This window comes from Leifsonia sp. KNZ13-11D, from assembly GCF_056754895.1.
Map to the genome: position 1 here is coordinate 2,949,231 of NZ_JBPGWU010000001.1, position 25,168 is coordinate 2,974,398.

Genomic DNA, 25,168 nt, shown 5'->3' on the forward strand with positions numbered 1-25,168 from the left:
CATGCCCACGAGCCCCCTGCGCATCGCGACGATCAACGCCAACGGCATCCGTGCCGCGTTCCGCAAGGGCATGGGATCGTGGCTCGAGGGGCGCGACGTCGACATCCTCGCGATCCAGGAAGTGCGGGCGTCGACCGAAGACCTGCAGGGTCTCCTCGGCGACGAGTGGGACGTCGTGCACGACCCCGCCACGGCCAAGGGCCGCGCAGGGGTCGCGATCGCCAGCCGGCACCGCGCGTCCATCCACCGGGTGGAACTCGGTCCGACCGATTTCGACAGCGCCGGGCGGTGGCTCGAGGCCGACTACGAGGTCGACGGCACCGTGATCACCGTCGTGAGCGCCTACGTGCACTCCGGCGAGGCCGGCACGGAGAAGCAGACCGAGAAGTACCGGTTCCTCGATGCGATGGAGGCCCGGCTGCCCGAGCTGCGGAAGCACAACGAGCTCGCGGTCGTCATGGGCGACCTCAACGTCGGCCACCGCACGCTCGACATCCGCAACTGGAAGGGCAACGTCAAGCGCGCCGGCTTCCTGCCGGAGGAGCGCGCGTACTTCGACCGCATCCTGGGCGCCGAGGGCGAGGCCGGCTACAACGACGGCGCCGGGCTCGGCTGGGTCGACGTCGTCCGCCGGCACGCGGGCGAGGTCGACGGGCCGTACACGTGGTGGTCGTGGCGCGGCAAGGCGTTCGACAACGATTCGGGCTGGCGCATCGACTACCAGCTCGCCACCCCCGCCCTCGCGGCACGAGTGAAGGACGTCGCGGTGGACCGCGCGGCCGCCTACGACGAGCGATGGTCCGACCACACCCCTGTGGTCGTCGACTACGCCCTCTGACGGCATCCCGCATCCACCCCTCACACTCTCGAAAGCAGAATCATGACTTCCAAGCCCCGCCTCTACTCCGGCATGCAGCCCTCGGCCGACTCCCTGCACCTCGGCAACTACATCGGAGCGCTCCTGCAGTGGAAGGAGCTCCAGAGCAGCCACGATGCCTTCTTCTCCGTCGTCGACCTGCATGCCATCACCGTGTCGCAAGACCCGGAGGAGCTGCGCGAGAAGACCCGGCGCACGGCCGCGCAGTACATCGCTGCCGGCATCGACCCGGACGCCTCCACGCTGTACGTGCAGTCGCACGTCCCGGCGCACGCGCAGCTGGCCTGGGTGCTCAACACGATCACCGGCTTCGGCGAGGCGTCGCGCATGACGCAGTTCAAGGACAAGTCGGCCAAGCAGGGCGCCGAGGCGACGTCGGTGGGCCTGTTCGCCTACCCCGTGCTGATGGCCGCCGACATCCTGCTGTTCGAGTCCGAGGTGGTGCCGGTCGGCGACGACCAGCGGCAGCACGTCGAGCTGACGCGCGACCTCGCCGAGCGCTTCAACAGCCGGTTCGGCCAGACGTTCGTGGTCCCGCAGGCGATGATCCTGAAGGACAGCGCGCGCATCTACGACCTGCAGAACCCCGAGTCGAAGATGTCCAAGTCGGCCGAGTCCGGCGCGGGCATCGTGTGGATGCTCGACGAGCCCGACGTGACGCGCAAGAAGATCATGCGCGCCGTCACCGACACCGACGGCGTCGTCGCCTTCGACCGCGAGGGCAAGCCCGGGATCTCCAACCTGCTCAGCATCTACTCCGCCCTGACTGGCCGGTCGATCGAATCCATCGAGCTCGACTACGAGGGCAAGGGCTACGGCGACTTCAAGAAGGGGCTCGTGGAGGTCGTGGTGGAGGAGTTCGCTCCCGTGCGGCAGCGTGCGCTCGAACTGCTCGCCGATCCGGGAGAGCTCGACCGCATCCTGGCCGTCAACGCCGGCCGCGCGAGCGACGTGGCCGAGGCCACCCTCGAGCGCGCGTACGACCGGGTCGGCTTCCTGCGCCGGGGCCGCTGATGCCGCAACCCGTCGAGCTGCGGAGCGAGCGGATCGTGCTGTCCACGCCGACGGAGGCGGACATCGACCGCATCACCGAGGCGTGCGGCGACCCGGCGGTCGCCCGCTGGACGACGGTGCCGGCACCGTACCTCCGGACGCATGCGGTCGGCTTCGTCACCAAGGTGGTCCCGGACGGCTGGGCGAGCGGACGGGTGTGCACCTGGGCGGTGCGCGACGACGCAGCGCTGGTCGGCATGATCAGCATCGGCGACATCCACGAGCACCAGGGCGAGATCGGCTACTGGCTGGCGCCCGAAGCGCGCGGCCAGGGCGTGATGTCGGAGGCCGCCCGCCTGGTGCTGGACTACGGGTTCGCGCCGGCCCCCCAGGGTCTCGCCCTGCAGCGGATGGTGTGGCGGGCGCTGGTCGGCAACGCGGCCAGCGCCGCGGTCGCCCGCCGCGCCGGCTTCCGCTGGGAGGGCGTCGTGCCGCAGGGCGCGGAGCAGCGTGGAGAGCGGGTCGACGAGTGGCGCGGGAGCCTGCGCCGCGACGAGCCCCGGCGGCCGGCCGGCGACTGGCCCGACGTCACGCACGTCCAGGCTCCGCTGTGATCGCAGCGGAGCCTCCCCGGGTCGTGCTCTTCGACCTCGACGACACGCTGTTCGCGCACCGGGCGGCGGTGGAGACCGGCATCCTGCGCTACGCCGAGACACTCGGCGCCCCGTACGGCGCGCTCGAGGCCGCGGAGCTGACCTCCATCTGGCACGACCTGGAGGAGGAGCATTACCACTCCTACCTCGCCGGCCGGCTGGACTTCGAGGGCCAGCGGCAGGCCCGGGCCCGCGACTTCGCAGCGCGCCACGGCGTCGCGCTGACCGACGAGCAGGCCAGCGCCTGGTTCGCCGACTACTTCGAGCACTACGTCGCCGCGTGGTCCCTGCACGACGACGCCACCTCCGCTCTGGATGCGCTCGAGCAGGCGATCCCCGGCGTCCGCTTCGGGCTCATCACCAACGGCGACCTCGCGTTCCAGCGCCGGAAGGTGGAGACCGTCGGCCTGGATGCGCGGATGGAGCACCTCATCGCCTCCGGTGATCTGGGCGTGGTGAAGCCCGACCCCGCGATCTTCCGGGCGGCCTGCGCCGCCTTCGGTGTCGCCGACGCCGAGGCCGCCTACATCGGGGACCGGCTGCGGACGGACGCCATCGGCGCCGCCCGCGCCGGGCTCACCGGCGTGTGGCTGAACCGCCGCGACGCGGTCCCCTCCCCTGAGGACGAGAGGGATGCGATGCTCGCCGGCGTCCGGACGATCCGGTCGCTCGACGAGCTGGCGCCGCTCCTCGCCTGAGCGGACCGCCGAGCGGATCTCGCTGCCACCCGCATGCACGAAGCGCCGCCCGGCGATGCCGGACGGCGCTTCGTGAGGGGTGTGCTCAGGCGTTGCGCACGTCGTCGTCGACCCAGTCGAAGGTCTTCGTGACGGCCTTCTTCCAGAGCCGCAGCTGACGCTCGCGCTCCTCCGGCTCCATGTTCGGAGTCCAGCGGCTGTCCTCCTGCCAGTTCTTGCGCAGGTCGTCGAGGTCGGACCAGAAGCCGACCGCGAGGCCCGCCGCGTATGCGGCGCCGAGCGCGGTGGTCTCGGCGACCACGGGACGCACGACCGGCACACCGAGGATGTCCGCCTGGAACTGCATGAGCAGGTTGTTGGCGATCATGCCGCCGTCCACCTTGAGCTCCTGCAGGTCCACGCCGGAGTCGGCGTTGACCGCATCCAGTACCTCGCGGGTCTGGAAGGCCGTGGCCTCCAGCACCGCGCGGGCGATGTGGCCCTTGTTGACGTAGCGGGTGAGACCCACGAGGGCGCCACGCGCGTCCGCCCGCCAGTACGGCGCGAACAGACCCGAGAACGCCGGCACGAAGTACGCGCCACCGTTGTCGTCGACGGTCTTCGCCAGCTCCTCGATCTCCGGGGCGCTGGAGATGATCCCCAGGTTGTCCCGCAGCCACTGCACCAGCGAACCGGTGACGGCGATCGAGCCCTCGAGCGCGTAGTGCGGAGCGGCGTCGCCGAGCTTGTAGCCCAGCGTCGTCAGCAGACCGTTCTTCGAGTGGACGATCTCCTCACCGGTGTTGAAGATGAGGAAGTTGCCCGTGCCGTAGGTGTTCTTGGACTCGCCCGGATCGAACGCCGCCTGACCGAACGTCGCGGCCTGCTGGTCGCCGAGGATGCCCGCGACGGGCACCTCACGGAGCAGGCTGGACGACTCGACCTGGCCGTAGACCTCGGAGGAGCTCTTGATCTCCGGGAGCATCGACTTCGGCACGCCGAACGCCTCGAGGATGTCGTCGCGCCAGGTCAGGGTCTCGAGGTCCATGAACATGGTGCGGGACGCGTTGGTGACGTCGGTGACGTGGACGCCGCCGTCGGGACCGCCGGTGAGGTTCCAGAGCACCCAGGCGTCGGTGTTGCCGAAGAGCAGGTCGCCCGCCTCCGCGCGCTCGCGCGCTCCTTCGACGTTCTCGAGGATCCAGGTGATCTTGGTTCCGGAGAAGTAGGTCGCCAACGGAAGGCCGACGATCGACTTGAACCGCTCGACGCCGCCGTCCGCCGCCAGGCGGTCGACGATCGGCTGGGTGCGGGTGTCCTGCCAGACGATGGCGTTGTAGACGGGCTCGCCGGTGTTCTTGTCCCAGACCACGGCGGTCTCGCGCTGGTTGGTGATGCCGACTGCCGCGATGTCGTGACGGGTGAGGTCGGCCTTGGAGAGTGCCTGGCCGATCACCTCACGCGTGTTGTTCCAGATCTCGACCGGGTTGTGCTCGACCCACCCGGCCTTCGGGAAGATCTGCTCGTGCTCCAGCTGCCCGGTCGAGACGATCGACCCGGACTTGTCGAAGATGATCGCCCGGGTGCTGGTCGTGCCCTGATCGATGGCGACGACGTAGTCGGCCATAGGTAACTCCTTTGTTCTTTGGGGGTGGAACGGAGAGGGGCCGGCGGGATCGCTCCCGGCCGGCCCCCGTGTCACTTGAGGATGGGGAGGAGCAGCAGGGCGAGCCAGCCGGCGACCAGACCACCGATGATCGGGCCGACGATGGGCACCCACGAGTACGCCCAGTCGCTCGAGCCCTTGCCCTTGATCGGGAGGATCGCGTGGGCGATCCGCGGGCCGAGGTCACGGGCCGGGTTGATCGCGTACCCCGTCGGACCACCGAGGCTCGCACCGATGCCGATCACGAGGAGGGCGACGGGCAGGGCGCCGAGGGCGGCGAGTCCGGCCGCCTGGCCGGGCTGGTGGCCGAACGCGATCACCACGAAGACCAGCACGAAGGTGCCGATGATCTCGGTGACCAGGTTCCAGCCGTAGCCGCGGATGGCCGGGCCGGTCGAGAAGACGCCGAGCTTGTTCGCCGGGTCCGGCTCCTCGTCGAAGTGGCGCTTGTATGCGAGGAAGGTCAGCACGGCGCCGATGATCGCGCCGACGAGCTGAGCCAGGATGTACAGCAGCACCGTGATGAAGTTGACCGGCACCAGGGTGTGCGCCGACGCCAGACCGAACGTCTTCGCGCCGTTGGCGACGAGACCGAGGGTCACGGCCGGGTTGAGGTGCGCTCCCGAGTTGTAGGCGACGACCACACCTGAGAACACCGCGATGCCCCAACCGAAGTTGACCATCAGGAACCCGCCGTTGAAGCCCTTGTTCTTGATGAGGGCGACGTTCGCCACGACACCGGTACCGAGCAGGACCAGCATCGCCGTCCCCACGAGCTCGGACAGGAAATCTACACCGATATTGTCCACGTTGACCTTCCAGTTGTTCAGTTGACGCGCACCCTGTTGTGCGTTCTGGTGAGGCTCTCGTCAGGGTGAGCCCTTGAACGCTATTGCGGTCGCGCTCACCTTGACAAGAACCGAGTCATGCACGTTCGTGCATTATCGAACTGCCGCGGCTTCGCTCCCGTCCCCCGACTTGAGCTGCACCCGATGGGCGTCAGCGAGGTCCGCTACGAACGAATCTTCCTCCTCCGCCCGCCGGTTTGGCGACCACCCGAGCGCGTTTGCCGCGATTTCGCCGATCTCGTGCACCAGAGCAGGCGTCACGGAACCGGTGAAGGCCAGGCTGGTGCGCCGCAGGAAGAGGTCGCCGAGGTGCACCACGTACTCGGAGCGGACCAGGTGGTCGATCTCCGCGCGCGAGTACCCGGGTGCGGCGGCGAGGGGCGCATCCTCCCCGTCCCAGCCGGCGATCGCGTCGAGCACGAACGCCGCCTTGGTGCCGTATCGGTGCAGCAGCACGGCAGCGCGCTCGGCGCCGACGTCCGCACCGTACCGGGCGATCCAGTCCCGCTCCCCCTGCGGTGTGGTCGGGAAGCCGGCTCCGCCGCCGATCGGCAGCCCGAGGGTCTGCACGGTGCGCTGGACGCCGAGGGCTTCGAGGGTCTCGTTCGCGAGGTGCTCGCTGAGGGCACGGAAGGTCGTCCACTTGCCACCGACCAGGCTGAGCACCGTGGTGTCGCCGAGTCCGGCGATCGTGCCCGGCACGATCCGGTAGTCGCGGGAGACGAAGCCCGGTGCGGTGTCGTCGTGGTGCGGCAGCGGCCGGACTCCCGAGAAGGTGTAGACGATCTGCTCCCGCGTGACCGGGACGCCTGGGAAAACGTGCGCGACCAGCTCGATGAAGTAGTCGATCTCGTCCTCGGTGATGACGGCGCGCTCCGACATGTCAGCGTCGATGTCGGTGGTGCCGACCATCACCCGGCCCTTGAGCGGGTAGATGAGCACGATGCGGCCGTCGTTGTTCTCGAAGAACATCTCGCGACCCGAGCACGCCTCGAGCAGTTCGGGATTGTCGAGCACGATGTGCGAGCCCTTCGTGCCGCCCATATAGCGCGTCGCGGAACCAAGGGCCCCGTTGGTGAGGTCGGTCCACGGACCGGAGGCGTTCACCACGACATCGGCGGTGATCGGGAACTCCTCGCCGCTCTCGCGGTCGCGGACGAGCACGCCGCCGTCGCGGGTGCCGATCGCCTCGACGTAGTTGACGGCGCGGGCGTGGGGGCCGGCGGCGAGACCGTCCGCGAGCACGTCGAGCGCCAGGCGCTCCGGGTCGTGCACGGAGGCGTCGAAGTACGTGGCGGTGTACTTGAGGCCCGGGTTCAGCGCCGGGAGGAGCTCGAGGGACTTCTTGCGCCCATGGAAGCTGTGCCGCGGCACCGACCCGCCGTCGCGTGAGAAGGAGTCGTAGATGGTGAGGCCGGTCTTGATCAGGAACGCGCCGCGCTCCTTCGGCTTGCCCTGCTTGTGGGTGAGGAAGCGGAGCGGTGCGGCCAGGAGGCCGGAGAAGGTGGAGAAGATCGGGATGGTCGTCTCGAGCGGCTTCACGTAGTGCGGCGCGATCTTGAGCAGCCCGTTGCGCTCGGTCACGGACTCCTTGACGAGGCGGAACTCCCCGTTCTCGAGGTAGCGGATGCCGCCGTGGATCATGTGGCTGGAGGCCGCGGACGCACCGGACACGAAGTCGTTGCGCTCGACGAGGACGACGTCGACGCCCTGGAGCGCCAGGTCGCGGAAGGTGCCGAGTCCGTTGATGCCGCCGCCGACGACGAGCACCTGTGCCCGGGGCCGTTCGCGGAGGCGCTGGACCTCGGTGCGGGTGTTCGACTTCGTCGTCACGATTCTCTCCTGTGCTTCTGTCTTGCGGATGCCGTGTGGCTATAGTCTTCGTGGCAGCACAACTTCGATCAAGCGCCCTGCACATACGTGCAGCACCTCGATCGGTCCCGAGAAGCCGTACAGCGAAGCCGTCACAGCGAAGAAGGCCCGAATGCCCCAGCCCGACACCGAGCACCTGCCCGAGAAGGTCCGCGACGCCCTCAAGGCCGGCCACCTCTACTACATGCAGGACCTGACGATGGAGGCCATCGCGCACGAGATGCACACCTCGCGCTCGTCCGTCTCGCGCCTGCTCAGCTACGCGCGCTCGTCCGGTCTGGTGACGATCCAGATCGCCGAACCGCACGAAGGTGCAACGCGCATCCAGCAGACGATCCACGAGCGGTTCGGCATCGCCGCGCACATCGTGCCCATGCCGAGCGCGATCAGCGACGTCGACCGGCTGGAGCGCGTGGCGATCTCCGCCGCGCGCATCCTCGACCGCTTCATCGACTCGAACCAGACCGTCGGGGTCGCCTGGGGTTCCACCATGAGCGCCCTGAGCCGGCACCTCATCCCGAAGGAGCTGCACAACGTCGAGTTCGTGCAGCTGAACGGCGCGGGCAACACGTACACGACCGGTGTGCTCTACGCATCGGAGATCCTGCGCCGTTTCGGGGACACGTACTCCGGCACGATCCAGGAATTCCCCGTGCCGGCCCTCTTCGACGACCCGCAGACGAAGATCGCGATGTGGCGCGAGCGCAGCACCCGCCGCATCCTCGACATCCAGGAGCGGATGGACGTCGCGCTGTTCGGCCTGGGCTCCCCGTTCTCGGAGGTGCGCTCGCACGTCTACGCGGGCGGGTACCTCGACCAGGCCGACTACGCGTCGCTGGACGAGTCAGGCGTCGTCGGCGATGTCGCGACCGTGTTCTTCCGGGAGGACGGCAGCCACCACGGCATCCCGCTGAACGAGCGGGCCAGCGGTCCCGACATCGACCTCATCAAGCGCGTGTCCCGCCGCGTCTGCATCGTGTCGGGCCCGTCGAAGGTGCACAGCCTCCGCGGCGCGCTCGCGGCCGGGCTGATCACCGACCTGATCGTCGACGAGGGGACGGCTCGCGCCCTCGTGCAGCTGACCCAGCCGGTCGCTCCGGTCGGGCACGCGTCGGAGGCCGCCGAGGCGACCGCGGCCTGAGGGGAGGTGTCCCGCCGCTCACGGCGAGGACACCCGCCCCGGCGACTAGCCGCGGACGACGCGACGGCGGCGCAGGACCACCGCGGTGCCGAGCCCGCACAGCGCCAGCGCGACGAGCGCAGTCGCCGCAGCGGGTGCCGCGTCGGAACCGGTCCGTGCGAGCGTTGCGTGGGAGGACGCCGCTGCCTGAGCGGACGAGCCGGTGCCGCTGCCCTGGCCCGGGTTCCGGCCCGCCCCGTCCGAGCCCGACGAGTCGATGCCGGACGCACCGCCATGGCTGCCTGACGCGCCGCCGTCGGCGCCCGACCCGCCGTCACCGGTCCCGGCCGCGCCGTCCGTCCCGTCGCCCGCGCCATCCGTCCCGTCGCCCCCGGTGCCCGGGTCGGTCGGTTCGGGATCCGGCTCCAGCGTGACCGGTACGACGTGCACCGACGCGTCCGCGGTTCCGGACAGCACTCCGTCCGGGTAGCGGGCCGCCAGCCGGCCATCACTCGTGCGGTCGGTGAAGAGGCCGGTCAGCTCGGCCGAGTTGGTGACGTCGCCGGTTGCCTGCACTCCCGTCGTCGAGCACACGATCGAGGCGGAGGCTCCCGGCGCCAGGGAGGCGACGACGGACGCGCCCGCGCAGCCGTTGCCGCTGCTCGCGCCCCCGGTGAGGTCGTCGGTCCGCACGGCGACGTCGTAGAGCGCGACGTTGCCCGTGTTGGTGGCGGTCAGCCGCCACTGCACGTCCGCGCCGGCCGTCACCTCGCTCGCGGCGACCCAGGCCGGGTCGTCGGCCGCATCGCAGCCGGTACCCGTCGAACACACCTCTTTGGTGAGGACGAGCTGCGGGCTCAGAACGTGCAGGAAGACGGTCGTCGCCGCCGACACGGAGTCCTGTCCGTTCGGCGAGGTGATCGGACCCGGATTGCCGAAGACCAGCTTCGCGCCGTCGTCCTCGGGCGTGAAGACCTGGGTCAGCCGGGAGCCGGTCGGGAGGGCGGCTCGTCCGGACTGGATGATCTGGCCGGTTCCGAGGGGCGTGACGGCACCCGTCGCGTCGGTCTCGGTCCAGGCCACCTCCGCCGGGAGGAACCCCCACTCGAGCGCGTCGGTCGGCGCCGCCTGCCATTGACACGCCTTGGCCAGCCCGATCAGCTCGACGGTGTCGCCGGCCAGCGCATAGAAGTCCTTCACGAAGCCGTCGGTCGACTGGACGCGCGCGACAGCGGAGGCGACCTGGCCGTCGCACGCGGTCGACGACAGGTCGTTGTAGGGGGCGGGAACGGTGGCGATCGCGGCCGGAGGCGCGGGCGGCGGCACCGAGACGGTGGCCGCCGAGGCGGGAGCCAGCGCGAGCAGGGCCGCGGCGCCGGCGGCGGTCGCGGCGACGGTCGACAGCATCAGTGATCGGGAGGTACGGGAGGAGGTCGGGTGTTTCACCCGAGGATCGTACATTTAAGTTTCAGACCGTCGCGGGGCGCTGACCGCTATTCCGGAAGCGCCGGGAATAGTCGGCGCGCGCCCGCGTTGATCTAGACTCGACAACGAAATACGTGCTCCGGGGTCGGTGAGAGTCCGAACCGGCGGTGACAGTCCGCGAGCGGTGCGCCCAGGCGCCCTGCTGAGCCGGTGGAATTCCGGCACCGACGGTAATGCGTGCAGGCGACAGCCTTCGCGCTCAGTCCGGATGGGAGGCAGCACGGTGGGCGGCTCATGCGAGCCGCGCCCACGCGACCCCGGCGACACGTCTCGACGAGAGACAGGATGGCAACCGGATGACGTGGGACGCCGCAATGCGCTCGGCGCTCGAACTCGCCGCCAACGGGCCCGCGACGGGCGTGAACCCGCGCGTCGGCTGCGTCCTCCTCGACGCCGAGGGGAGCATCCTCGCCGAGGGCTGGCATCGCGGTGTCGGCACCCCGCACGCCGAGGTGGATGCGCTGAGCAAGCTGCCGGAGGGCGGCGCCCGCGGCGCGACCGCCGTCGTCACCCTCGAGCCCTGCAACCACTGGGGTCACACCGGCCCCTGCTCCGAAGCGCTCATCGCGGCCGGCGTCTCCCGCGTGGTGTACGGCACCGACGATCCGGGTCACCACTCCGGCGGGGGCGCCGAGCGCCTGCGCGAAGCCGGCGTCGAGGTGGTGCCGGGTGTGCTGCGCGATGAGATCGACGCCTTCCTCGGCGACTGGCTGACCGCCGCCCGGCTCGGCCGCCCGTACATCGTCGTCAAGTGGGCGAGCAGCCTGGACGGCCGCGCGGCGGCGGCGGACGGCAGCAGCAAATGGATCACCGGGGCGGCGGCACGGCAGCGCGTGCACGAGCAGCGCGAGGCCTCCGACGCGATCGTGGTCGGCACCGGAACGGTGCTCGCCGACGACCCGAGCCTGACGGCGCGCGGCGACGCGGGCGAGCTGATGGGCACGCAGCCGACGCCCGTCGTCATCGGCACGCGCGCGGTGCCCAAGGACGCCGCGGTGTTCTCGCATCCCAACCCCGTGGTCTTCGAGGGGACGCACGACCTGCACGAGGCCGTCGCCGATCTGCACCAGCGCGGGTTCCGCCGGGTGTACGTCGAAGGCGGCCCCACGCTCGCGAGCGCGTTCATCGCCGCCGGCCTCGTCGACGAGTACGCGATCTACCTCGCCCCGACCCTGCTCGGCGGCCCCCGGGTCGCGATCGGCGACATCGGGGTCGGGAGCATCGGCGAGCAGCGACGCCTGCGCATCCTCGACATCGAACGCCTCGGCGGCGACCTGCTCGTGCGCGCCGTCCCCGTCCCGCCGCCCGCCCCGCGCTCGGACCTCGCCGCGGCAGCCGGCGAGCACGTCCCCGTCGACGTCGGCGGAGCCGGCATCTTTCCCACACCCCCGATTCCCACCGGCCAGGAGGGCTGACATGTTCACCGGAATCATCGAAGAGCTCGGCGAGATCACGGCGGTCGAGCGCAGCGCCGACGCCGCCCGCGTGACCGTGCGCGGTCCACTCGCCGTCAGCGACGCCCGCCACGGCGACTCCATCTCGGTGAGCGGCGTGTGCCTCACCGTGATCGGCAGCGACGCCGAGAGCTTCACGGCGGACGTCATGGCCGAGACGCTCGCCATGAGCACCCTCGACGACGTGCAGCCGGGACGCCGGGTCAACCTGGAGCGCGCGGCGCAGGTCGGCGACCGCCTGGGCGGCCACATCGTCCAGGGCCACATCGACGGCACCGCCACCGTGCTCTCGGTGACCGACGGCAGCGCCTGGCGGGTCGTGCGCCTCTCCCTCGACCCGGAGCACGCGCCGCTGGTCGCGCGCAAGGGCTCCATCGCCATCGACGGCGTCTCCCTCACGGTCAGCGACGTCGGCGGCGGCCGGGAGGACGGCTGGTTCGAGGTGTCCCTGATCCCGGAGACCCTCGCCGCCACCACGCTCGGAGACCGCGTCCCGGGCGATCGCGTCAACATCGAGACGGACATCCTCGCCCGTCATGTCGAGCGCATGCTGGCGCTCGAACCGGCCGCGTTCGGCGCGGCCCTGAGCGAACGGAGCTCCTCATGAGTCTGGCCACCATCCCCGAGGCCCTGTCCGAGCTGCGCGCCGGACGGCCGGTCATCGTCGTCGACAACGAGAGCCGTGAGAACGAGGGCGACGTCGTCCTCGCCGCGGAGCTGGCGAGTCAGGAGTGGATCGCCTGGACGGTGAAGAACTCCTCCGGCTTCATCTGCGCGCCGATGACCAACGAGATCGCCGACCGCCTGGACCTGCCGGTCATGGTCGCCCACAACGAGGACGCGCGCGGCACCAACTACACCGTGAGCGTGGATGCGGCGGACCGGCTCTCCACCGGCATCAGCGCCGCGGACCGCGCCCACACGCTCCGGGTGCTCGCCGACCTCGGTTCGACGCCCTCGAGCCTGCACCGGCCCGGCCACATCCTCCCCCTCCGCGCCGTCGAGGGCGGCGTGCGCGAGCGCGACGGGCACACCGAGGCCGCGGTCGACCTGCTGAAGCTCGCCGGGATGACGCCGGTCGGCGCGATCGCGGAGATCGTCGCCGACGACGGCGAGATGATGCGCCTGCCCGGCCTGATCGAGCTCGGCCGGCGCGAGGGCGTCCTCGTCGTCACGATCGAGTCGCTGATCGCCTACCTGCAGGAGTTCCACTGCGACCAGCCGCTGGAGACGGTGACGCCGATCCCGGAGACGTCACGGGTGATCTTCGAGGTGGAGACCACCGTGCCCACCACGCACGGGCCGTTCCGGATGCGCGCCTACCGCGACCGCATGACCGGCGCCGACCACGTCGCGGTCGTCGCGGGCACCCCGCAGCGCGAGGGCACGCTGGTGCGCGTGCACTCGGAGTGCCTCACCGGAGAAGCGTTCGGGTCGCTGAAGTGCGAGTGCGGGCCGCAGCTCGACGCCGCCATGGACACCATCCAGCGCGAAGGCGGCGTCGTGGTGTACCTGCGCGGCCACGAGGGACGCGGCATCGGCCTGATCAACAAGCTGCGCGCCTACAAGCTGCAGGAGGAGGGACTCGACACCCTCGACGCCAACCTCGCCCTCGGCCTGCCGATCGACGCCCGCGACTACGGGGCGGCCACGGCCATCCTGCAGGACCTGGGCATCGAGTCGGTCCGACTGCTGACCAACAACCCGGAGAAGGTGCGCCAGCTGGAGGAGCACGGCATCGAGGTCGAGGAGCGCGTGCCCCTCGTCGTCGGCGTCGGCGCCTTCAACGAGGGCTACCTGGAGACCAAGCGCGACCGGATGGGTCACGCGATCGGGGACATCGACCCGATGTCCCCGACGGATGAGACGGCCGCGGGCATCGCGGCGGGGAGGACCACACGATGAGCGGAGCGGGAGCACCCGACGCACGGGAGCCGATCGACGGGAGCGGCCTGACCGTCGTCGTCGTCGCCGGCAGCTGGCACGAGACGATCAGCGAGGCGCTCATCGCAGGCGCCCAGCGGACGCTGGACGAGTCCGGCGCCGCCCACTCGCTGGTCCGCGTCCCCGGCAGCTTCGAACTGCCGGTGGTCAGCAAGGCCGCGCTCGACGCGGGCGCGGACGCGGTGGTCGCGCTCGGCGTCATCATCCGCGGCGGCACGCCGCACTTCGAGTACGTCTCCGCCGCGGCGACGGACGGCCTCACCCGCGTCGCCCTCGACACGGGCAAGCCGGTCGGCTTCGGCGTCCTGACGCTCGACGACGAGGCCCAGGGCATCGACCGCTCGGGCCTGCCCGGCTCCAAGGAGGACAAGGGCGCCGAGGCGGCCCACGCCGCACTCGCGACCGCGGTGGCCCTGCGGGGGCTGCGCGGCTGATGCCGCGACGGCTGACCCGCGAGTCCGGCGGCCCGGTCGCCTCGGCCGGGCCGCCCGTCTATGCCCTCCAGGGCATGTGCTGCAGCGCCCAGGTGTTGCCGTCCGGGTCGGAGAACCACGCGTAGAACACGCCGCCCATGTCCTGGACGGGTGACACCTCGACACCGCGCTCGACGAGAGCGGCACGGGCCTCCTCGATGTCCGCGACCACGAGGTGCAGGCCGCGCACCGAGCCCGGCTGCGACGGCGCCTGGCCGATGCCGGTCGTCATCGTGATCGAGCAGTACGACCCGGGCGGCGTCAGCTGGACGACGCGCACGCCTTCGGCGGGCCGCACATCCACATCCAGCGTGAAGCCGGCCTGGTCGCGGTAGAAGCCGATGGACGTGTCGATGTCGGATACCGGCAGCATCACCAGCTCGAGCATCATCGCCCCTGCGGGGACGGGCGGGATCGGGTTGGTCGTCATGATGCCTCCTGGTCGATGCTGCGCGCTGCGGGCCCGCGGCGCACCGGATAGCGCAGGTGCAGGACGCGCTCCCCCGGGATCACGATGTCCGGGTCGTCGAGCACGAGCGGTGCGCCCGCGAACGACCCGAAGTACCGCTTGCCGCGGCCGAAGACCGCGGGCACCAGATCCATCGCGACGTAGTCGATGAGCCCGAGCGCGAGCGCCTGTCCGCCGATGTCTCCGGCCGTGACGCCGACCTCGCCGTCGCCGGCGAGCTCCTGGGCGAGCGCGACGGCGCGCTCCACCGAGTCGACGAAGTGGTACGACGCCTCCGGGTGCCAGCCGTCGGGCTTGGGGCGGTGCGAGACCACCACCACATGGTCGCTGGCCGGCGGGTGACCCTGCCAGCCGTCGGTGAGGTCGAAGAGCCTGCGCCCGATGACGAGCGCGCCCTGCCGCGACCACATCCCGCTCACGTAGCCGACCGAGGCGGCCGAGACGCGGAACGGCCCGCTGTGCACCTCGGGGTGGTCTTCGACGTCGAGCGGATGGTCGCCGCCGAAGTACCACTCGTGCAGCAGTCCGACCTCGTCGTGATCGTCGGCGATGAAGCCGTCGAGCGACGCCACCGCGTGGAGGTAGGTCGTGCCCATGGCTCTACGCCCGGCCCTGGCGGAGCAGCAGCTCGTCGAGCTTCTCGTACCCCTCCCGCACGCCGTACTCCATGCCGTTCTCGATCATGCTCTCGAGCGCCTCGCGGGAGCTCATGACCGAGCGCGAGGAGAGGCGGGAGCGGCCGTCCGGCAGCTGCTCGAAACGCATCCGCTCGAGGGCGACCTCGTCGGGCATCCCGATGTACTCGAAGGTCTGGACGATCAGCTCGTTCTCGACGACGTTGTGGAACACGCCGCGGAACGCGTAGACCGAGCCGTCGGTGTCGCGCTGCTCGTAGGCGTAGGCGCCTCCGGTGCGGACGTCCCACTCCGTGATGGTGGTCGCGAGGCGGCGCGGGCCGATCCACTCGGCGAACGACTCGCGGTCGGTGTGGGCGCGGAAGACGGCCTCGACCGGGGCGTCGAACTCGCGGGTCAGGTCGGCGTACGAGGTGCCGGGAACGGCCTCGATGACGACGGGGTTGCTCATGATCTCTTCTCCCTGTTCGGGGTGCTGCTGGTCTGGTGTGTGGTGAGGACGGCGTCGAGGCGGCGGTAACGCGACTCCGCTTCGAGGCGGTAACGGTCGATCCAGGAGGTGAGACGCTCGAGCGCGGCGGCGTCGAGGTGGACGGGGCGACGCTGGGCCTCGCGTGTCCGCGAGACCAGGCAGGCCGCTTCGAGCACGGCGATGTGCCGCGACACCGCCTGCAGCGTGATGTCGAACGGCTCCGCCAGCTCGTTCACCGTCGCCGGCCCCCGGCTCAGTCGCGCGACGATCGCCCGCCTGACCGGATCGGCGAGCGCCGCGAAGGCCCTGTCGAGTCCGTCCTCATCCGCCATGATCAACCGTATCTTTTATCAATCAACTTGTTGAATACCAAGGTAGAACGAAGAACGCGTCGCGTCAAGAGCCAGGCCCTAGGGCTTCCAGACCATGAGGACGACGACCGCTACGAGCAGCAGGCTGGCGACACCTGACCCGGCCGCGATCTGCGGGTAGCGGGAGGCCGCGCCGTCGCGCAGCGACTCCCCCGCGCGACGCATGGCCGGCACGACGACGAACAGCGTCAGCCCCAGGGCGACGACGTAGAGGATGATCGACCACAGGATCCACGGTGTCGTGACGCTGAGGTGGTACTTCTCGTCGGCCAGCCCCATCACGCCGAAGCCGAACAGCACGACCAGCAGCGAGAGCAGCGACAGCAGGTTCGTCGACTTCGCGAGGGTCTCCACCTGCCGGGCGTCGCCGGCACGGACGGCCCGCATGGCCGTCATCGGGAGGATGGCCATCGGTCCGACGATGAAGACGGCGGCGACCACGTGCAGAACGGCGAAAAGCGTTTCCATGCACTCAGCGTACCGAGCGCCCCGGATTCGGCGGACTCCCCGAGCACGCATAGGCTAGAGGATGCGCCACAAGCGCTTTCCGCCCTCCCCGCCCCGCGCGCTCTCCGCCCGACCGACGCCGCGCACGACCCGCGGGTGTCCCTCGCACTCCGGAAGCCCTTCACACGCATGTCTACGACGGCCCCCGTCACCACCACACCCGCGCCCGCGAACACCCGCGGCCGGGTCATCCTCGCCAGCCTCATCGGCACGTCCATCGAGTTCTACGACTTCTACGTCTACGCGACCGCGGCCGTGCTGGTCTTCCCCTCGCTGTTCTTCACCAGCCAGGACCCGACGACCGCACTGCTCTCGTCGTTCGCCGTCTTCGGCGTCGCCTTCATCGCGCGGCCGGTCGGCTCCATCCTGTTCGGCCACTTCGGCGACCGCATCGGCCGTAAGGGCACGCTCGTCGGCTCGCTGCTCACCATGGGCATCGCGACGGTGCTCATCGGCTGCCTGCCGACCGCCCAGGTGCCCGGGTGGGAGTTCTGGGCGCCGTTCCTGCTCGTGGTGATGCGCTTCTGCCAGGGCCTCGGCCTCGGCGGCGAGTGGAGCGGCGCAGCGCTCCTCGCCACCGAGAACGCGCCAGCGGGCAAGCGCGCCATCTACGGGACTTTCCCCCAGCTGGGCGCGCCGATCGGCTTCATCGTCGCCAACGTGCTGTTCCTCATCCTGAGCCTGCTCATCTCGCCCGACGCGTTCGCGGCCTGGGGCTGGCGCATCCCGTTCCTGCTGAGCGCCGTGCTCGTGATCGTCGGGCTGTACGTGCGGCTGAAGCTCGTGGAGACGCCCGCCTTCCAGAAGGTCGTGGACACCGGCGAGGTCGCGAAGCTGCCGCTGGCCCGCGTCTTCCGCACCAGCTGGTGGCAGATCGTGCTGGGCACGTTCATCATGCTCGCCACGTACGTCCTGTTCTACCTGATGACCGCGTTCACCCTCACCTACGGCACCACCGCGGCCACCCCGGAGCAGGCACAGGCCGCCGCCGAGAAGGCCGGCAAGACGTTCTCGGCCGCATCCTTCGTGCCCGGCCTCGGCTACAGCCGCAACGACTTCCTGGTGATGCTGATCATCGGCGTGGTGTTCTTCGGCGTCTTCACACTGGTGGCTGGTCCGCTGGCGGAGCGGTTCGGGCGGCGGAAGACGCTCATCTGGGTCACCATCGGCATCATCGTCTTCGGTCTGCTCTTCGTGCCGCTGTTCGCGGGCGGCACCGTCGGGACCATGGCGCTGCTCATCATCGGGTTCACCCTGATGGGTCTCACGTTCGGCCCCATGGGCGCCGAGCTGCCGGAGCTGTTCCCGACCAACGTCCGCTACACCGGGTCGGCGATCTCCTACAACCTGTCCAGCGTGCTGGGCGCCGCCGTCGCACCGACCATCGCGGTGTGGCTCTGGACCAGCGCCCACGGCAGCACGGTCTGGGTCGGCGTCTACCTGTCGCTGGCCGGCGTGCTGACGCTCATCGCGCTGCTGCTGTCGAAGGAGACGCGCGACGTCGACTTCACGGACAACGTGAGCTGACGCACCGCTCAGCGCACTCTCGGGCCGCCGAGTGGTGACAGGTCGTCGCGATTCATCGGGGATGGGCGGGACGACGCGCCGCTCGGCGGCCCTTCTCCGTCGGAGCAGGGCTCAGTCGAGGAACAGCGCGCGGAGCCGCCGGGTGGTGAGGATGAGGCCCAGCACGACCATCACGACGAAGTACAGCACGTGCCACAGCATCCCCGGGTCCACCTGTCCCGTGGTCAGGCCGCGGACGAGTTCGACGCCGTGCCACAGCGGCAGCGCCTTGATGACCGCCTGCACCGGTTCGGGGTAGACGGTGATCGGGTAGAAGGTCGCCGAGAGCAGGAACATGGGGAGCAGGATGAAATTGACCCAGTCCATCTGCTGGAACGTCTTCATGTAGCTGGTGACGCCCATCCCGAAACTGGCGAAACCGAACGCGATGAGCAGCACGGCGGGCAGGGCGAGCAGCGCCCACCACGACAGGTTGAGCCCGAGCGCCTGCATCACCAGCATGAAGCCGAGCGCGTAGAGCGCCCCGCGCAGCAATGCGAGCAGGATCTCGCCCAGCGCCACGTCGAGCGGCCCCAGCGACGTGGCCAGCATCCCCTCGTACAGCTTGGCGAAGTGCATCTTGAAGAACACGTTCCACGTCGAGTCGTAGACCGCGCCGTTCATCGCCGCGGTCGCCAGCAGAGCCGGGGCGATGAACGCCGCGTACGGCACGGTCTGGCCCGACGATGTGGTGATGCTCCCGACGAGCGCTCCGAAGCCGATGCCGAGCGACAGCAGGTAGAAGATCGGCTCGAAGAAGCCGGACACGATGACCAGCCAGTTCGTGCTGCGGGTGGCGGACCAGCCGCGCTGCATGACCGACCGCGCGTTGCCCGCGTAGAGCGCGCGCAGCGGCCGCTGCCGCTGGGCGGCGACGGCGGTGCGCTGATCCGTGGCGGTCACTTGTTCAGCCTCCGCGCGGTGATGCGCCGGGCCCACAGCCAGAACACCACGAAGAGCACGAGCAGATACACGACGTGCACGACCGACAGCCAGAGCGGCTCGCTCATGCCGTAGGTGAACACGCGCGAGAGCTCCGTCGAATGCCAGAGCGGAGAGATCCAGCCGATCCACTGCAGGTAGCCGGGCATGCTGGACAGCGGGAAGAACGTGCCGGAGAACAGCGACATCGGCAGCAGCACGAAGCGCATCAGCATCGCGATCTGACCGCTGTCCTGCTCGAGCGTCGCGACGTAGGCCATGATCGGCGCCCCGAACGCAAGCCCGCCGAGCGTGCCGATCAGGATGCTGACCCAGCCCCACGGGCTCGGCACGGCTCCGAACAGGGCGGTGAAGACGAAGTAGACCGTGCAGGTGCCGAGCAGCCGGGCCACCACCGAGATGACCACCCCGTCGATGATCTGCCCCGGCGCGATGGGCGAGGCGTTGATGCCGTAGAAGGTCGGGTTCCATTTGAACCCGAGCATGATCGGGTAGGTGAACTCCTCGCTCGCGACGGTCACCGCGGCCGTGCAGAGCAGGGCTGGGGCGACGAAGGCGAGGTAGCTGACCCCGTCGACCGCGTTCGGCCCGAGGTTGGCGCTGACCAGGCTGCCGAGGCCGAGACCCATCGCCAGCAGGTACAGCAGCGGGTTGCCGAAACCGGTGACGAGCAGCGTCTGCAGGTACGACCGCATCACCCGGAACCGGTGCTCCGCCACGTACCAGGCGCCGAAGCGCCGCGGCCGGCCCGCGGCCGCGAGCGCCGAGCGCGCGTCGGCGGCCGGCCCGGCGCCCTGCTCGTCTCCGCCGCCGCCCGAGGCGCCGGCCGGCCCCGCGGGCCCGACGATCGCGCTCATTCGATCAGCCTCATTCGATCGACCTCATTCGATCAGGCTCCGTCCGGTCAGCCGGAGGAAGACGTCCTCGAGGCTCGATCGCCGCACCAGGCTGGTGAGGGGATGCAGCCCGCGCTCGGCGATCCGCGCGAGCTCCGCCTCGCCGTCGTCGCTGTAGACGAGGATGCGGTCGGGCAGCACCTCGATCCGCTCGCCGACGCCGTCGAGCCCCGCGGCCACCTCGGCATTGCGCTCGGAGCCGAACCGCACCTCGAGCACCTCCCGCGTCGAGTACTCGCGGATCAGCGCCGCCGGCGATCCCTCCGCCATGATGGTGCCCTTGTCGACCACGACCAGCCGGTCGCACAGCTGCTCCGCCTCATCCATGTAGTGCGTGGTCAGCACCAGCGTCGTGCCCTGCTCCTTCAGCCGGAAGAGGCGGTCCCAGAGGATGTGGCGCGCCTGCGGGTCGAGACCGGTCGTGGGCTCGTCGAGCAGCAGGATGCGCGGGTCGTTGATCAGCGCACGCGCGATGGTCAGCCGCCGCTTCATGCCGCCGGAGAGGTCGTCGACCTTCGCCTTCGCCTTGTCCTCGAGCTGGGCGAACGCCAGCAGCTCATCCGCCCGTGCGCGCACGCGCGCCGAGGGCAGCCCGAAGTAGCGGCCGTAGACGATGAGGTTGTCGCGCACCCGCAGCTCGGCGTCGAGGTTGTCCGCCTGCGGCACCACGCCCAGCTGCGAGCGGATCTCGGGCCCGTACCGGTCGGGGTCGAGGCCCAGGATGCTGAGGTCGCCCGCCGAGCGGGTGGAGACCGCGCCGATCATCCGCATCGTCGTGGATTTGCCCGCGCCGTTGGGCCCGAGCAGTCCGAACGACTCCCCCGGCTCGACCTCGAAGCTGATGCCGTCGACGGCCGGGAAGTCTTTGTACTTCTTGACCAGGTCGCGGGCGGCGATGACGGGCGGCATAGTTCTGCACTGTAGCCGCCACCACGGACATTGCGAGGGGCGCCGTCAATCCAGGTTGACTTCGCGGTCGCCGTCAACTAAGGTTGACCGCATGGACTCCGGAAGCCTCCGCACCCTCGCCGGCGACGCCGGCTCCGACGACCCGATCGTCGCCCTGCGGGCCATCGCGCGCATGCACCGCGAGCTGGATCGGCTCGAGGCCGTCGCCGTGCGCCGCGCGCGGAACGCCAACGCCACGTGGCAGCTGATCGCCCTCGCGCTCGGTGTCAGCAAACAGGCAGTTCACAAGAAGTACGGTCGGAGCTGACGGCACCGCCGCCTCCGACGCCCCTTCCTCCCCCGAACGGAGCCACCGTCATGTCGACCACCTCCACCGCCTCCCCGCGCCGCCGCCGCGGCTTCGGCCGTTCCGCCGACGACGCGGGACCCCGCGCGAGGTTCTCGCAGCTGCTGCCGTACCTGCTCGAGCACAAGCGGGTGCTGTCGCTCGTCGTCGTGCTCAGCATCCTGGGCGCCGCGGCGAGTCTCGCCCAGCCGCTGCTCGTGAGCCAGGTGATCGAGCTCGTCGGCAAGCAGCAGCCGCTGAACGGTCTCGTCTGGGGGCTCGTCGCCCTCGTGGTCGTCTCCGCCCTCATCTCCGGCTACCAGCACTACCTGCTGCAGCGCACCGGGGAGGGCGTGGTGCTCTCGTCGCGACGCAAGCTGGTGGGGCGGATGCTGCGGCTGCCGATCAGCGAGTTCGACACCCGGCGCACCGGAGACCTCGTCTCGCGCGTCGGCTCCGACACCACACTGCTCCGGGCCGTGCTGACCCAGGGACTGGTCGAGGCGATCGGCGGCGCCCTGACGTTCATCGGCGCGCTCATCGCGATGCTCATCATCGATCCCGTGCTCCTCGGCCTGACGGTCCTCGTCGTCGCGATCTCGGTGGTGACCGTCGTGCTGCTCTCCGGGCGCATCCGCGTCGCCAGCCAGAAGGCGCAGAACAAGGTCGGCGATCTCGCCGCCGCCGTGGAGCGGGCGATCAGCTCGGTGCGGACCATCCGGGCCGCGAACGCCACCGAGCGCGAGATCGCGGCGGTCGACGAGGACGCGACGGGAGCCTGGCGGATGGGCATCCAGGTCGCGAAGATCTCGGCCCTCGTCGTGCCGGTTGCCGGGATCGCCATGCAGGTGTCGTTCCTGGTCGTGCTCGGCGTCGGCGGATTCCGGGTGGCCAGCGGCGCGATCACGATCGCGAACCTGGTGGCGTTCATCCTGTTCCTGTTCATGATGATCCTCCCGCTGGGGCAGGCGTTCGGCGCCATCGCCGCCGTGAACTCGGCGCTCGGCGCGCTCGGCCGCATCCAGGAGATCCTCGACCTGCCCGCCGAAGACCAGCACGACCGCGACATCGCCCCGCTCGCCATGACGGTCGGCGCGGCAAACGAGGGGCTCGCCCCCGAAGCGCCGGCGATCGAGTTCGTGGAGGTGCGGTTCGCGTACCCGGAGGGTGCGGGAGAGGCGGAGGCGACCAACGGGGAGCGGCCGGACGTCGAGCGCGCGGCGCGGCGGGACGCCGAGCGCCCTGCGGCGCGGCGGGACGCCGAGCCGTCTCCCGAGCGGCTGGCGTTCGAGGCGCTGACCGGCGCGGACGTCGTCGCGGAGGCCGAGGCCGCCGCGGGAGCGGGGTCCGATGCGGCGCAGGCGCGGCACGGCGGCGTGCTGCACGGCGTCAGCTTCCGCGTCCCGCGCGGCAAGCGCACCGCGCTGGTCGGGCCGTCCGGCGCCGGCAAGTCGACCATCCTCGCGCTCGTCGAGCGGTTCTACGACCCGCAGGGCGGCGAAGTGCGGTTCGGCGGGATGGATGTGCGCACTCTGGACCGCGTCGCGCTGCGCTCGCAGATCGGGTACGTCGAGCAGGACGCGCCGGTGCTCGCCGGAACGCTGCGCGACAACCTGACCCTCGCGGCGCCGGACGCGACCGACGAGCAGTGCATCGAGGTGCTGCACGCGGTCAACCTCACCGAGGTGCTGGAGCGCAACGAGCTCGGGCTGAGCGCGCAGGTCGGCGAGGACGGCATCATGCTCTCCGGCGGTGAGCGCCAGCGGCTCGCGATCGCCCGGGCACTGCTCGCCGCGCCTCCGGTGCTGCTGCTGGACGAGTCCACGTCGAGCCTCGACGGGCGCAACGAGCAGCTGATGCGGGAGGCGATCGACGCGGTCGCCGAGGACAGGACGCTCCTTGTGATCGCGCACCGCCTGTCCACCGTCGTCGACTCGGACCAGATCGTGGTGCTCGACCACGGCCGCGTCATCGGCACCGGCACCCACTCCGAACTCGTCGATACAACCCCCCTCTACCGCGACCTGGCCAAGCACCAACTCCTCGTCTAACCCCCTCCGCCCTCCGTCGAGTACACGAAAAGTGCACGCGAATCGGGCGATTCGCGTGCACTTTTCGTGTACTCGATGGTGGGGCCCCGGCGCAGGGGGGACGGGTCAGGCGCGGAGGTGGTAGCGGAGGGACGCGAGCTCGGCGCGGAGAGCGGCGGGGACGCGCGCGCCGAAGCGGTCGAAGAACTCGTCGGTGAGGTCGCACTCGGCCAGCCAGCTCGACGCGTCGACCTCGAAGAGCGCCTCGACGTCCCCCGCGGGGAGGTCCAGTCCGTCGAGGTCGAGGTCCTCCACGCGCGGAAGCCGCCCGATAGGCGTCTCCACGCTGCCCGCGGTGCCCTCCACGCGGCGCGCGATCCACTCGATCACGCGCGCGTTCTCACTGAAGCCGGGCCACAGGAAGCGGCCGTCGTCGCCGCGGCGGAACCAGTTCACCTGGAACACCGCGGGAGCGTCGGCGCCCAGCGCCTCCCCCACCTCGAGCCAGTGCGCCCAGTGGTCGGCCATGTTGTAGCCGCAGAACGGCAGCATCGCGAACGGGTCGCGCCGCAGCTCCCCGACCGTGCCCTCGGCGGCGGCCGTCCGTTCGGACGAGATCGTCGCACCGAGGAACACACCGTGCCGCCAGTCGCGCGCCTGCGCCACGAGCGGCACGTTGGTCGCCCGGCGGCCGCCGAACAGGATGGCGTCGATCGGCACGCCGTCGAAGGCGTCCCAGTCGTCGGCGATGGACGGGCACTGCGCGGCGCTCACGGTGAAACGGGAGTTCGGATGCGCGGCCGGGCGACCGCTCCCGGGCGTCCAGTCCCTCCCCTCCCAGTCGATCAGGTGCGCCGGGGGCTCGTCGGTCAGCCCCTCCCACCAGACATCGCCGTCGTCGCGCAGTGCCACGTTGGTGAAGATCGTGTTGCCCCAGAGGGTGTCGACCGCCGTGCGGTTGGTGCTCTCGCCGGTGCCCGGCGCGACCCCGAAGAATCCCGCCTCGGGGTTGATCGCCCGGAGACGGCCGTCCGGACCCGGCCGCAGCCAGGCGATGTCGTCGCCGATGGTCTCCACCGTCCAGCCGGGGATGCTCGGCTGCAGCATCGCGAGGTTCGTCTTGCCGCACGCGGAGGGGAACGCCGCCGCGAAGTGGAACACGCGCCCCTCGGGCGAGGTCACCTTGATGATGAGCATGTGCTCCGCGAGCCAGCCCTCGTCGCGCGCCATCACCGATGCGATGCGCAGCGCGAAGCACTTCTTGGCCAGGATGGCGTTGCCGCCGTATCCCGAGCCGTACGACCAGATCTCCCGCGTCTCCGGGAACTGGACGATGTACTTCGTGGTGTCGCACGGCCACGGCACGTCGTCGCGCTCGCGCCCGTCCGCATCGATCAGCGGGTAGCCCACGCTGTGCACGGTCGGCACCCAGGGCTGCCCGGCCTCGATCAGGTCGAGCACGGTCTCGGTGACGCGGGTCATCATCCCGAGGCTGACCGCGACGTACGCCGAGTCGGTGAGCTGGATGCCGACCTGCGAGAGCGGACCGCCGACCGGACCCATCGAGAACGGCACGACGTACATCGTGCGACCGCGCATGCTGCCGGCGAAGACGCCGCGGAGCTCGGCGCGCATGTCCTCGGGCTCCCGCCAGTTGTTGGTCGGCCCGGCGTCGGACTCGTCGAGCGAGCAGATGAACGTTCGGTCTTCGACGCGGGCCACGTCGCCGGGATCGGTGCGCGCGAGGAAGCTGTTCGGCCGCCACTCCGGGTTGAGGCGGATGAGCTTGCCCTCGGCGACGAGCTGCTTGGTGAGGCGATCGGCCTCCCCCAGCGACCCGTCGCACCAGACCACCTCGGCGGGTCTCGTGAGGGCGGCGATCTCGTCCACCCAGGCCCGGACGGCGGCGAGCCCGCCGGACGGTGCGGTGTCGGTCAGGGGCAGCTCGGCGATGCTCATTGCGGAGTCCTTTTCGTGGAAAAAA

Annotated in this window: 25 protein-coding genes and 1 riboswitch; of the genes, 12 read left to right on the forward strand and 13 right to left on the reverse strand. The window is 70.4% G+C overall.

Annotation, left to right across the window (positions count from 1 at the left end):
* Position 1: 1 nt before the first annotated feature.
* The 4 genes from ACR9Y5_RS14540 to ACR9Y5_RS14555 are packed head-to-tail and all read left to right on the forward strand — an operon-like array spanning position 2 to position 3,221.
* Positions 2-838 carry an exodeoxyribonuclease III gene (locus tag ACR9Y5_RS14540; RefSeq protein ID WP_481298606.1) on the forward strand — a complete coding sequence of 279 codons (837 nt, stop codon included), beginning with the start codon at positions 2-4 and terminating at the stop codon, positions 836-838.
* 42 nt (positions 839-880) lie between these two features.
* The gene (trpS, locus tag ACR9Y5_RS14545; protein WP_481298607.1) at positions 881-1,891 is read left to right on the forward strand and encodes a tryptophan--tRNA ligase; all 1,011 of its coding nucleotides are present in this window, start codon (positions 881-883) and stop codon (positions 1,889-1,891) included.
* Positions 1,891-2,484: a GNAT family N-acetyltransferase gene (locus ACR9Y5_RS14550; protein WP_481298608.1), complete on the forward strand. Its 594-nt coding sequence runs from the start codon at positions 1,891-1,893 to the stop codon at positions 2,482-2,484. The genes trpS and ACR9Y5_RS14550 overlap by 1 nt, the downstream gene beginning before the upstream one ends.
* The gene (locus tag ACR9Y5_RS14555) at positions 2,481-3,221 is read left to right on the forward strand and encodes an HAD family hydrolase (RefSeq protein ID WP_481298609.1); all 741 of its coding nucleotides are present in this window, start codon (positions 2,481-2,483) and stop codon (positions 3,219-3,221) included. Before ACR9Y5_RS14550 ends, ACR9Y5_RS14555 begins: the two co-directional genes overlap by 4 nt.
* 85 nt (positions 3,222-3,306) lie before the next feature.
* Here ACR9Y5_RS14555 and glpK read toward each other — a convergent pair whose 3' ends face one another.
* The 3 genes from glpK to ACR9Y5_RS14570 all read right to left on the reverse strand — a co-directional run bounded on the left by glpK (position 3,307) and on the right by ACR9Y5_RS14570 (position 7,547).
* Complete coding sequence (gene glpK, locus ACR9Y5_RS14560) at positions 3,307-4,827, reverse strand: glycerol kinase GlpK (protein ID WP_481298610.1); 1,521 nt, start codon at positions 4,825-4,827, stop codon at positions 3,307-3,309.
* Between the two features lie 71 nt (positions 4,828-4,898).
* Positions 4,899-5,675: an MIP/aquaporin family protein gene (locus tag ACR9Y5_RS14565; protein ID WP_481298611.1), complete on the reverse strand. Its 777-nt coding sequence runs from the start codon at positions 5,673-5,675 to the stop codon at positions 4,899-4,901.
* 132 nt (positions 5,676-5,807) lie between these two features.
* Positions 5,808-7,547 (reverse strand): glycerol-3-phosphate dehydrogenase/oxidase, encoded by a 1,740-nt coding sequence (locus ACR9Y5_RS14570; RefSeq protein WP_481298612.1) that lies wholly within the window; start codon positions 7,545-7,547, stop codon positions 5,808-5,810.
* Between the two features lie 151 nt (positions 7,548-7,698).
* On the opposite strand from ACR9Y5_RS14570, the gene ACR9Y5_RS14575 reads away from it, so the two are divergent.
* On the forward strand, positions 7,699-8,727 hold the full coding sequence (locus ACR9Y5_RS14575) for a sugar-binding transcriptional regulator (protein ID WP_481298613.1): 1,029 nt from the start codon (positions 7,699-7,701) through the stop codon (positions 8,725-8,727).
* Between the two features lie 45 nt (positions 8,728-8,772).
* Here the strand turns inward: ACR9Y5_RS14575 and ACR9Y5_RS14580 are convergent, their stop codons facing one another.
* Positions 8,773-10,152 carry a DUF7507 domain-containing protein gene (locus ACR9Y5_RS14580; RefSeq protein WP_481298614.1) on the reverse strand — a complete coding sequence of 460 codons (1,380 nt, stop codon included), beginning with the start codon at positions 10,150-10,152 and terminating at the stop codon, positions 8,773-8,775.
* Between the two features lie 109 nt (positions 10,153-10,261).
* Positions 10,262-10,417, forward strand: a riboswitch (FMN riboswitch).
* A gap of 70 nt (positions 10,418-10,487) precedes the next feature.
* Between ACR9Y5_RS14580 and ribD the strand changes: the two genes are divergently transcribed.
* Genes ribD through ribH form a run of 4 tightly spaced genes read left to right on the forward strand, consistent with a single transcriptional unit; the run spans position 10,488 to position 14,023 of the window.
* The gene (gene ribD, locus ACR9Y5_RS14585; RefSeq protein WP_481298615.1) at positions 10,488-11,606 is read left to right on the forward strand and encodes a bifunctional diaminohydroxyphosphoribosylaminopyrimidine deaminase/5-amino-6-(5-phosphoribosylamino)uracil reductase RibD; all 1,119 of its coding nucleotides are present in this window, start codon (positions 10,488-10,490) and stop codon (positions 11,604-11,606) included.
* A gap of 1 nt (position 11,607) precedes the next feature.
* Positions 11,608-12,252, forward strand: coding sequence for a riboflavin synthase (locus ACR9Y5_RS14590; protein WP_481298616.1), 645 nt, complete (start codon positions 11,608-11,610; stop codon positions 12,250-12,252).
* On the forward strand, positions 12,249-13,550 hold the full coding sequence (ribA, locus tag ACR9Y5_RS14595) for a GTP cyclohydrolase II (protein ID WP_481298617.1): 1,302 nt from the start codon (positions 12,249-12,251) through the stop codon (positions 13,548-13,550). The genes ACR9Y5_RS14590 and ribA overlap by 4 nt, the downstream gene beginning before the upstream one ends.
* On the forward strand, positions 13,547-14,023 hold the full coding sequence (ribH, locus tag ACR9Y5_RS14600) for a 6,7-dimethyl-8-ribityllumazine synthase (RefSeq protein WP_481298618.1): 477 nt from the start codon (positions 13,547-13,549) through the stop codon (positions 14,021-14,023). The genes ribA and ribH overlap by 4 nt, the downstream gene beginning before the upstream one ends.
* A 58-nt stretch (positions 14,024-14,081) precedes the next feature.
* On the opposite strand, the gene ACR9Y5_RS14605 is transcribed toward ribH, so the two are convergent.
* The 5 genes from ACR9Y5_RS14605 to ACR9Y5_RS14625 all read right to left on the reverse strand — a co-directional run bounded on the left by ACR9Y5_RS14605 (position 14,082) and on the right by ACR9Y5_RS14625 (position 16,477).
* Positions 14,082-14,492 (reverse strand): VOC family protein, encoded by a 411-nt coding sequence (locus ACR9Y5_RS14605; RefSeq protein WP_481298619.1) that lies wholly within the window; start codon positions 14,490-14,492, stop codon positions 14,082-14,084.
* Positions 14,489-15,127, reverse strand: a complete 639-nt coding sequence (locus ACR9Y5_RS14610) for a dihydrofolate reductase family protein (protein WP_481298620.1) — start codon at positions 15,125-15,127, stop codon at positions 14,489-14,491. The genes ACR9Y5_RS14605 and ACR9Y5_RS14610 overlap by 4 nt, the downstream gene beginning before the upstream one ends.
* A gap of 4 nt (positions 15,128-15,131) precedes the next feature.
* Positions 15,132-15,617 carry an SRPBCC family protein gene (locus ACR9Y5_RS14615; RefSeq protein WP_481298621.1) on the reverse strand — a complete coding sequence of 162 codons (486 nt, stop codon included), beginning with the start codon at positions 15,615-15,617 and terminating at the stop codon, positions 15,132-15,134.
* Complete coding sequence (locus ACR9Y5_RS14620) at positions 15,614-15,970, reverse strand: ArsR/SmtB family transcription factor (protein ID WP_481298622.1); 357 nt, start codon at positions 15,968-15,970, stop codon at positions 15,614-15,616. Before ACR9Y5_RS14620 ends, ACR9Y5_RS14615 begins: the two co-directional genes overlap by 4 nt.
* A 78-nt stretch (positions 15,971-16,048) precedes the next feature.
* Positions 16,049-16,477 (reverse strand): DUF2269 family protein, encoded by a 429-nt coding sequence (locus ACR9Y5_RS14625; RefSeq protein WP_481298623.1) that lies wholly within the window; start codon positions 16,475-16,477, stop codon positions 16,049-16,051.
* A 168-nt stretch (positions 16,478-16,645) separates the two neighbouring features.
* Here ACR9Y5_RS14625 and ACR9Y5_RS14630 point away from each other — a divergent pair, with 168 nt between their 5' ends.
* Positions 16,646-18,043 carry an MFS transporter gene (locus tag ACR9Y5_RS14630; RefSeq protein ID WP_481298624.1) on the forward strand — a complete coding sequence of 466 codons (1,398 nt, stop codon included), beginning with the start codon at positions 16,646-16,648 and terminating at the stop codon, positions 18,041-18,043.
* 111 nt (positions 18,044-18,154) lie between these two features.
* Here the strand turns inward: ACR9Y5_RS14630 and ACR9Y5_RS14635 are convergent, their stop codons facing one another.
* From ACR9Y5_RS14635 to ACR9Y5_RS14645, 3 genes are read right to left on the reverse strand one after another with little or no spacing between them, the layout of a single operon-like run.
* On the reverse strand, positions 18,155-18,985 hold the full coding sequence (locus ACR9Y5_RS14635; RefSeq protein ID WP_481298625.1) for an ABC transporter permease: 831 nt from the start codon (positions 18,983-18,985) through the stop codon (positions 18,155-18,157).
* Positions 18,982-19,881 carry an ABC transporter permease gene (locus ACR9Y5_RS14640; protein WP_481298626.1) on the reverse strand — a complete coding sequence of 300 codons (900 nt, stop codon included), beginning with the start codon at positions 19,879-19,881 and terminating at the stop codon, positions 18,982-18,984. The genes ACR9Y5_RS14635 and ACR9Y5_RS14640 overlap by 4 nt, the downstream gene beginning before the upstream one ends.
* Positions 19,882-19,905: 24 nt before the next feature.
* A complete protein-coding gene (locus ACR9Y5_RS14645; RefSeq protein ID WP_481298627.1) occupies positions 19,906-20,829 on the reverse strand; it encodes an ABC transporter ATP-binding protein in 924 nt (307 codons plus the stop codon).
* Between the two features lie 91 nt (positions 20,830-20,920).
* Here ACR9Y5_RS14645 and ACR9Y5_RS14650 point away from each other — a divergent pair, with 91 nt between their 5' ends.
* The gene (locus ACR9Y5_RS14650) at positions 20,921-21,136 is read left to right on the forward strand and encodes a hypothetical protein (protein WP_481298628.1); all 216 of its coding nucleotides are present in this window, start codon (positions 20,921-20,923) and stop codon (positions 21,134-21,136) included.
* Between the two features lie 50 nt (positions 21,137-21,186).
* Positions 21,187-23,205, forward strand: coding sequence for an ABC transporter ATP-binding protein (locus ACR9Y5_RS14655; protein WP_481298629.1), 2,019 nt, complete (start codon positions 21,187-21,189; stop codon positions 23,203-23,205).
* Positions 23,206-23,310: 105 nt separating this feature from the next.
* Here the strand turns inward: ACR9Y5_RS14655 and ACR9Y5_RS14660 are convergent, their stop codons facing one another.
* Complete coding sequence (locus ACR9Y5_RS14660; RefSeq protein ID WP_481298630.1) at positions 23,311-25,143, reverse strand: phosphoenolpyruvate carboxykinase (GTP); 1,833 nt, start codon at positions 25,141-25,143, stop codon at positions 23,311-23,313.
* Between the last annotated feature and the right edge of the window lie 25 nt (positions 25,144-25,168).

What these genes read in the sequence shown, in the direction of transcription:
- ACR9Y5_RS14540 (WP_481298606.1), top strand. Translation starts at nt 2, where the DNA reads ATGCCCACGAGCCCCCTGCGCATCGCGACGATCAACGCCAACGGCATC.
- trpS (WP_481298607.1), top strand. Translation starts at nt 881, where the DNA reads ATGACTTCCAAGCCCCGCCTCTACTCCGGCATGCAGCCCTCGGCCGAC.
- ACR9Y5_RS14550 (WP_481298608.1), top strand. Translation starts at nt 1,891, where the DNA reads ATGCCGCAACCCGTCGAGCTGCGGAGCGAGCGGATCGTGCTGTCCACG.
- glpK (WP_481298610.1), bottom strand. Translation starts at nt 4,827, where the DNA reads ATGGCCGACTACGTCGTCGCCATCGATCAGGGCACGACCAGCACCCGG.
- ACR9Y5_RS14575 (WP_481298613.1), top strand. Translation starts at nt 7,699, where the DNA reads ATGCCCCAGCCCGACACCGAGCACCTGCCCGAGAAGGTCCGCGACGCC.
- ribD (WP_481298615.1), top strand. Translation starts at nt 10,488, where the DNA reads ATGACGTGGGACGCCGCAATGCGCTCGGCGCTCGAACTCGCCGCCAAC.
- ACR9Y5_RS14590 (WP_481298616.1), top strand. Translation starts at nt 11,608, where the DNA reads ATGTTCACCGGAATCATCGAAGAGCTCGGCGAGATCACGGCGGTCGAG.
- ribA (WP_481298617.1), top strand. Translation starts at nt 12,249, where the DNA reads ATGAGTCTGGCCACCATCCCCGAGGCCCTGTCCGAGCTGCGCGCCGGA.
- ribH (WP_481298618.1), top strand. Translation starts at nt 13,547, where the DNA reads ATGAGCGGAGCGGGAGCACCCGACGCACGGGAGCCGATCGACGGGAGC.
- ACR9Y5_RS14605 (WP_481298619.1), bottom strand. Translation starts at nt 14,492, where the DNA reads ATGACGACCAACCCGATCCCGCCCGTCCCCGCAGGGGCGATGATGCTC.
- ACR9Y5_RS14610 (WP_481298620.1), bottom strand. Translation starts at nt 15,127, where the DNA reads ATGGGCACGACCTACCTCCACGCGGTGGCGTCGCTCGACGGCTTCATC.
- ACR9Y5_RS14615 (WP_481298621.1), bottom strand. Translation starts at nt 15,617, where the DNA reads ATGAGCAACCCCGTCGTCATCGAGGCCGTTCCCGGCACCTCGTACGCC.
- ACR9Y5_RS14620 (WP_481298622.1), bottom strand. Translation starts at nt 15,970, where the DNA reads ATGGCGGATGAGGACGGACTCGACAGGGCCTTCGCGGCGCTCGCCGAT.
- ACR9Y5_RS14625 (WP_481298623.1), bottom strand. Translation starts at nt 16,477, where the DNA reads ATGGAAACGCTTTTCGCCGTTCTGCACGTGGTCGCCGCCGTCTTCATC.
- ACR9Y5_RS14630 (WP_481298624.1), top strand. Translation starts at nt 16,646, where the DNA reads ATGTCTACGACGGCCCCCGTCACCACCACACCCGCGCCCGCGAACACC.
- ACR9Y5_RS14640 (WP_481298626.1), bottom strand. Translation starts at nt 19,881, where the DNA reads ATGAGCGCGATCGTCGGGCCCGCGGGGCCGGCCGGCGCCTCGGGCGGC.
- ACR9Y5_RS14645 (WP_481298627.1), bottom strand. Translation starts at nt 20,829, where the DNA reads ATGCCGCCCGTCATCGCCGCCCGCGACCTGGTCAAGAAGTACAAAGAC.
- ACR9Y5_RS14650 (WP_481298628.1), top strand. Translation starts at nt 20,921, where the DNA reads ATGGACTCCGGAAGCCTCCGCACCCTCGCCGGCGACGCCGGCTCCGAC.
- ACR9Y5_RS14655 (WP_481298629.1), top strand. Translation starts at nt 21,187, where the DNA reads ATGTCGACCACCTCCACCGCCTCCCCGCGCCGCCGCCGCGGCTTCGGC.
- ACR9Y5_RS14660 (WP_481298630.1), bottom strand. Translation starts at nt 25,143, where the DNA reads ATGAGCATCGCCGAGCTGCCCCTGACCGACACCGCACCGTCCGGCGGG.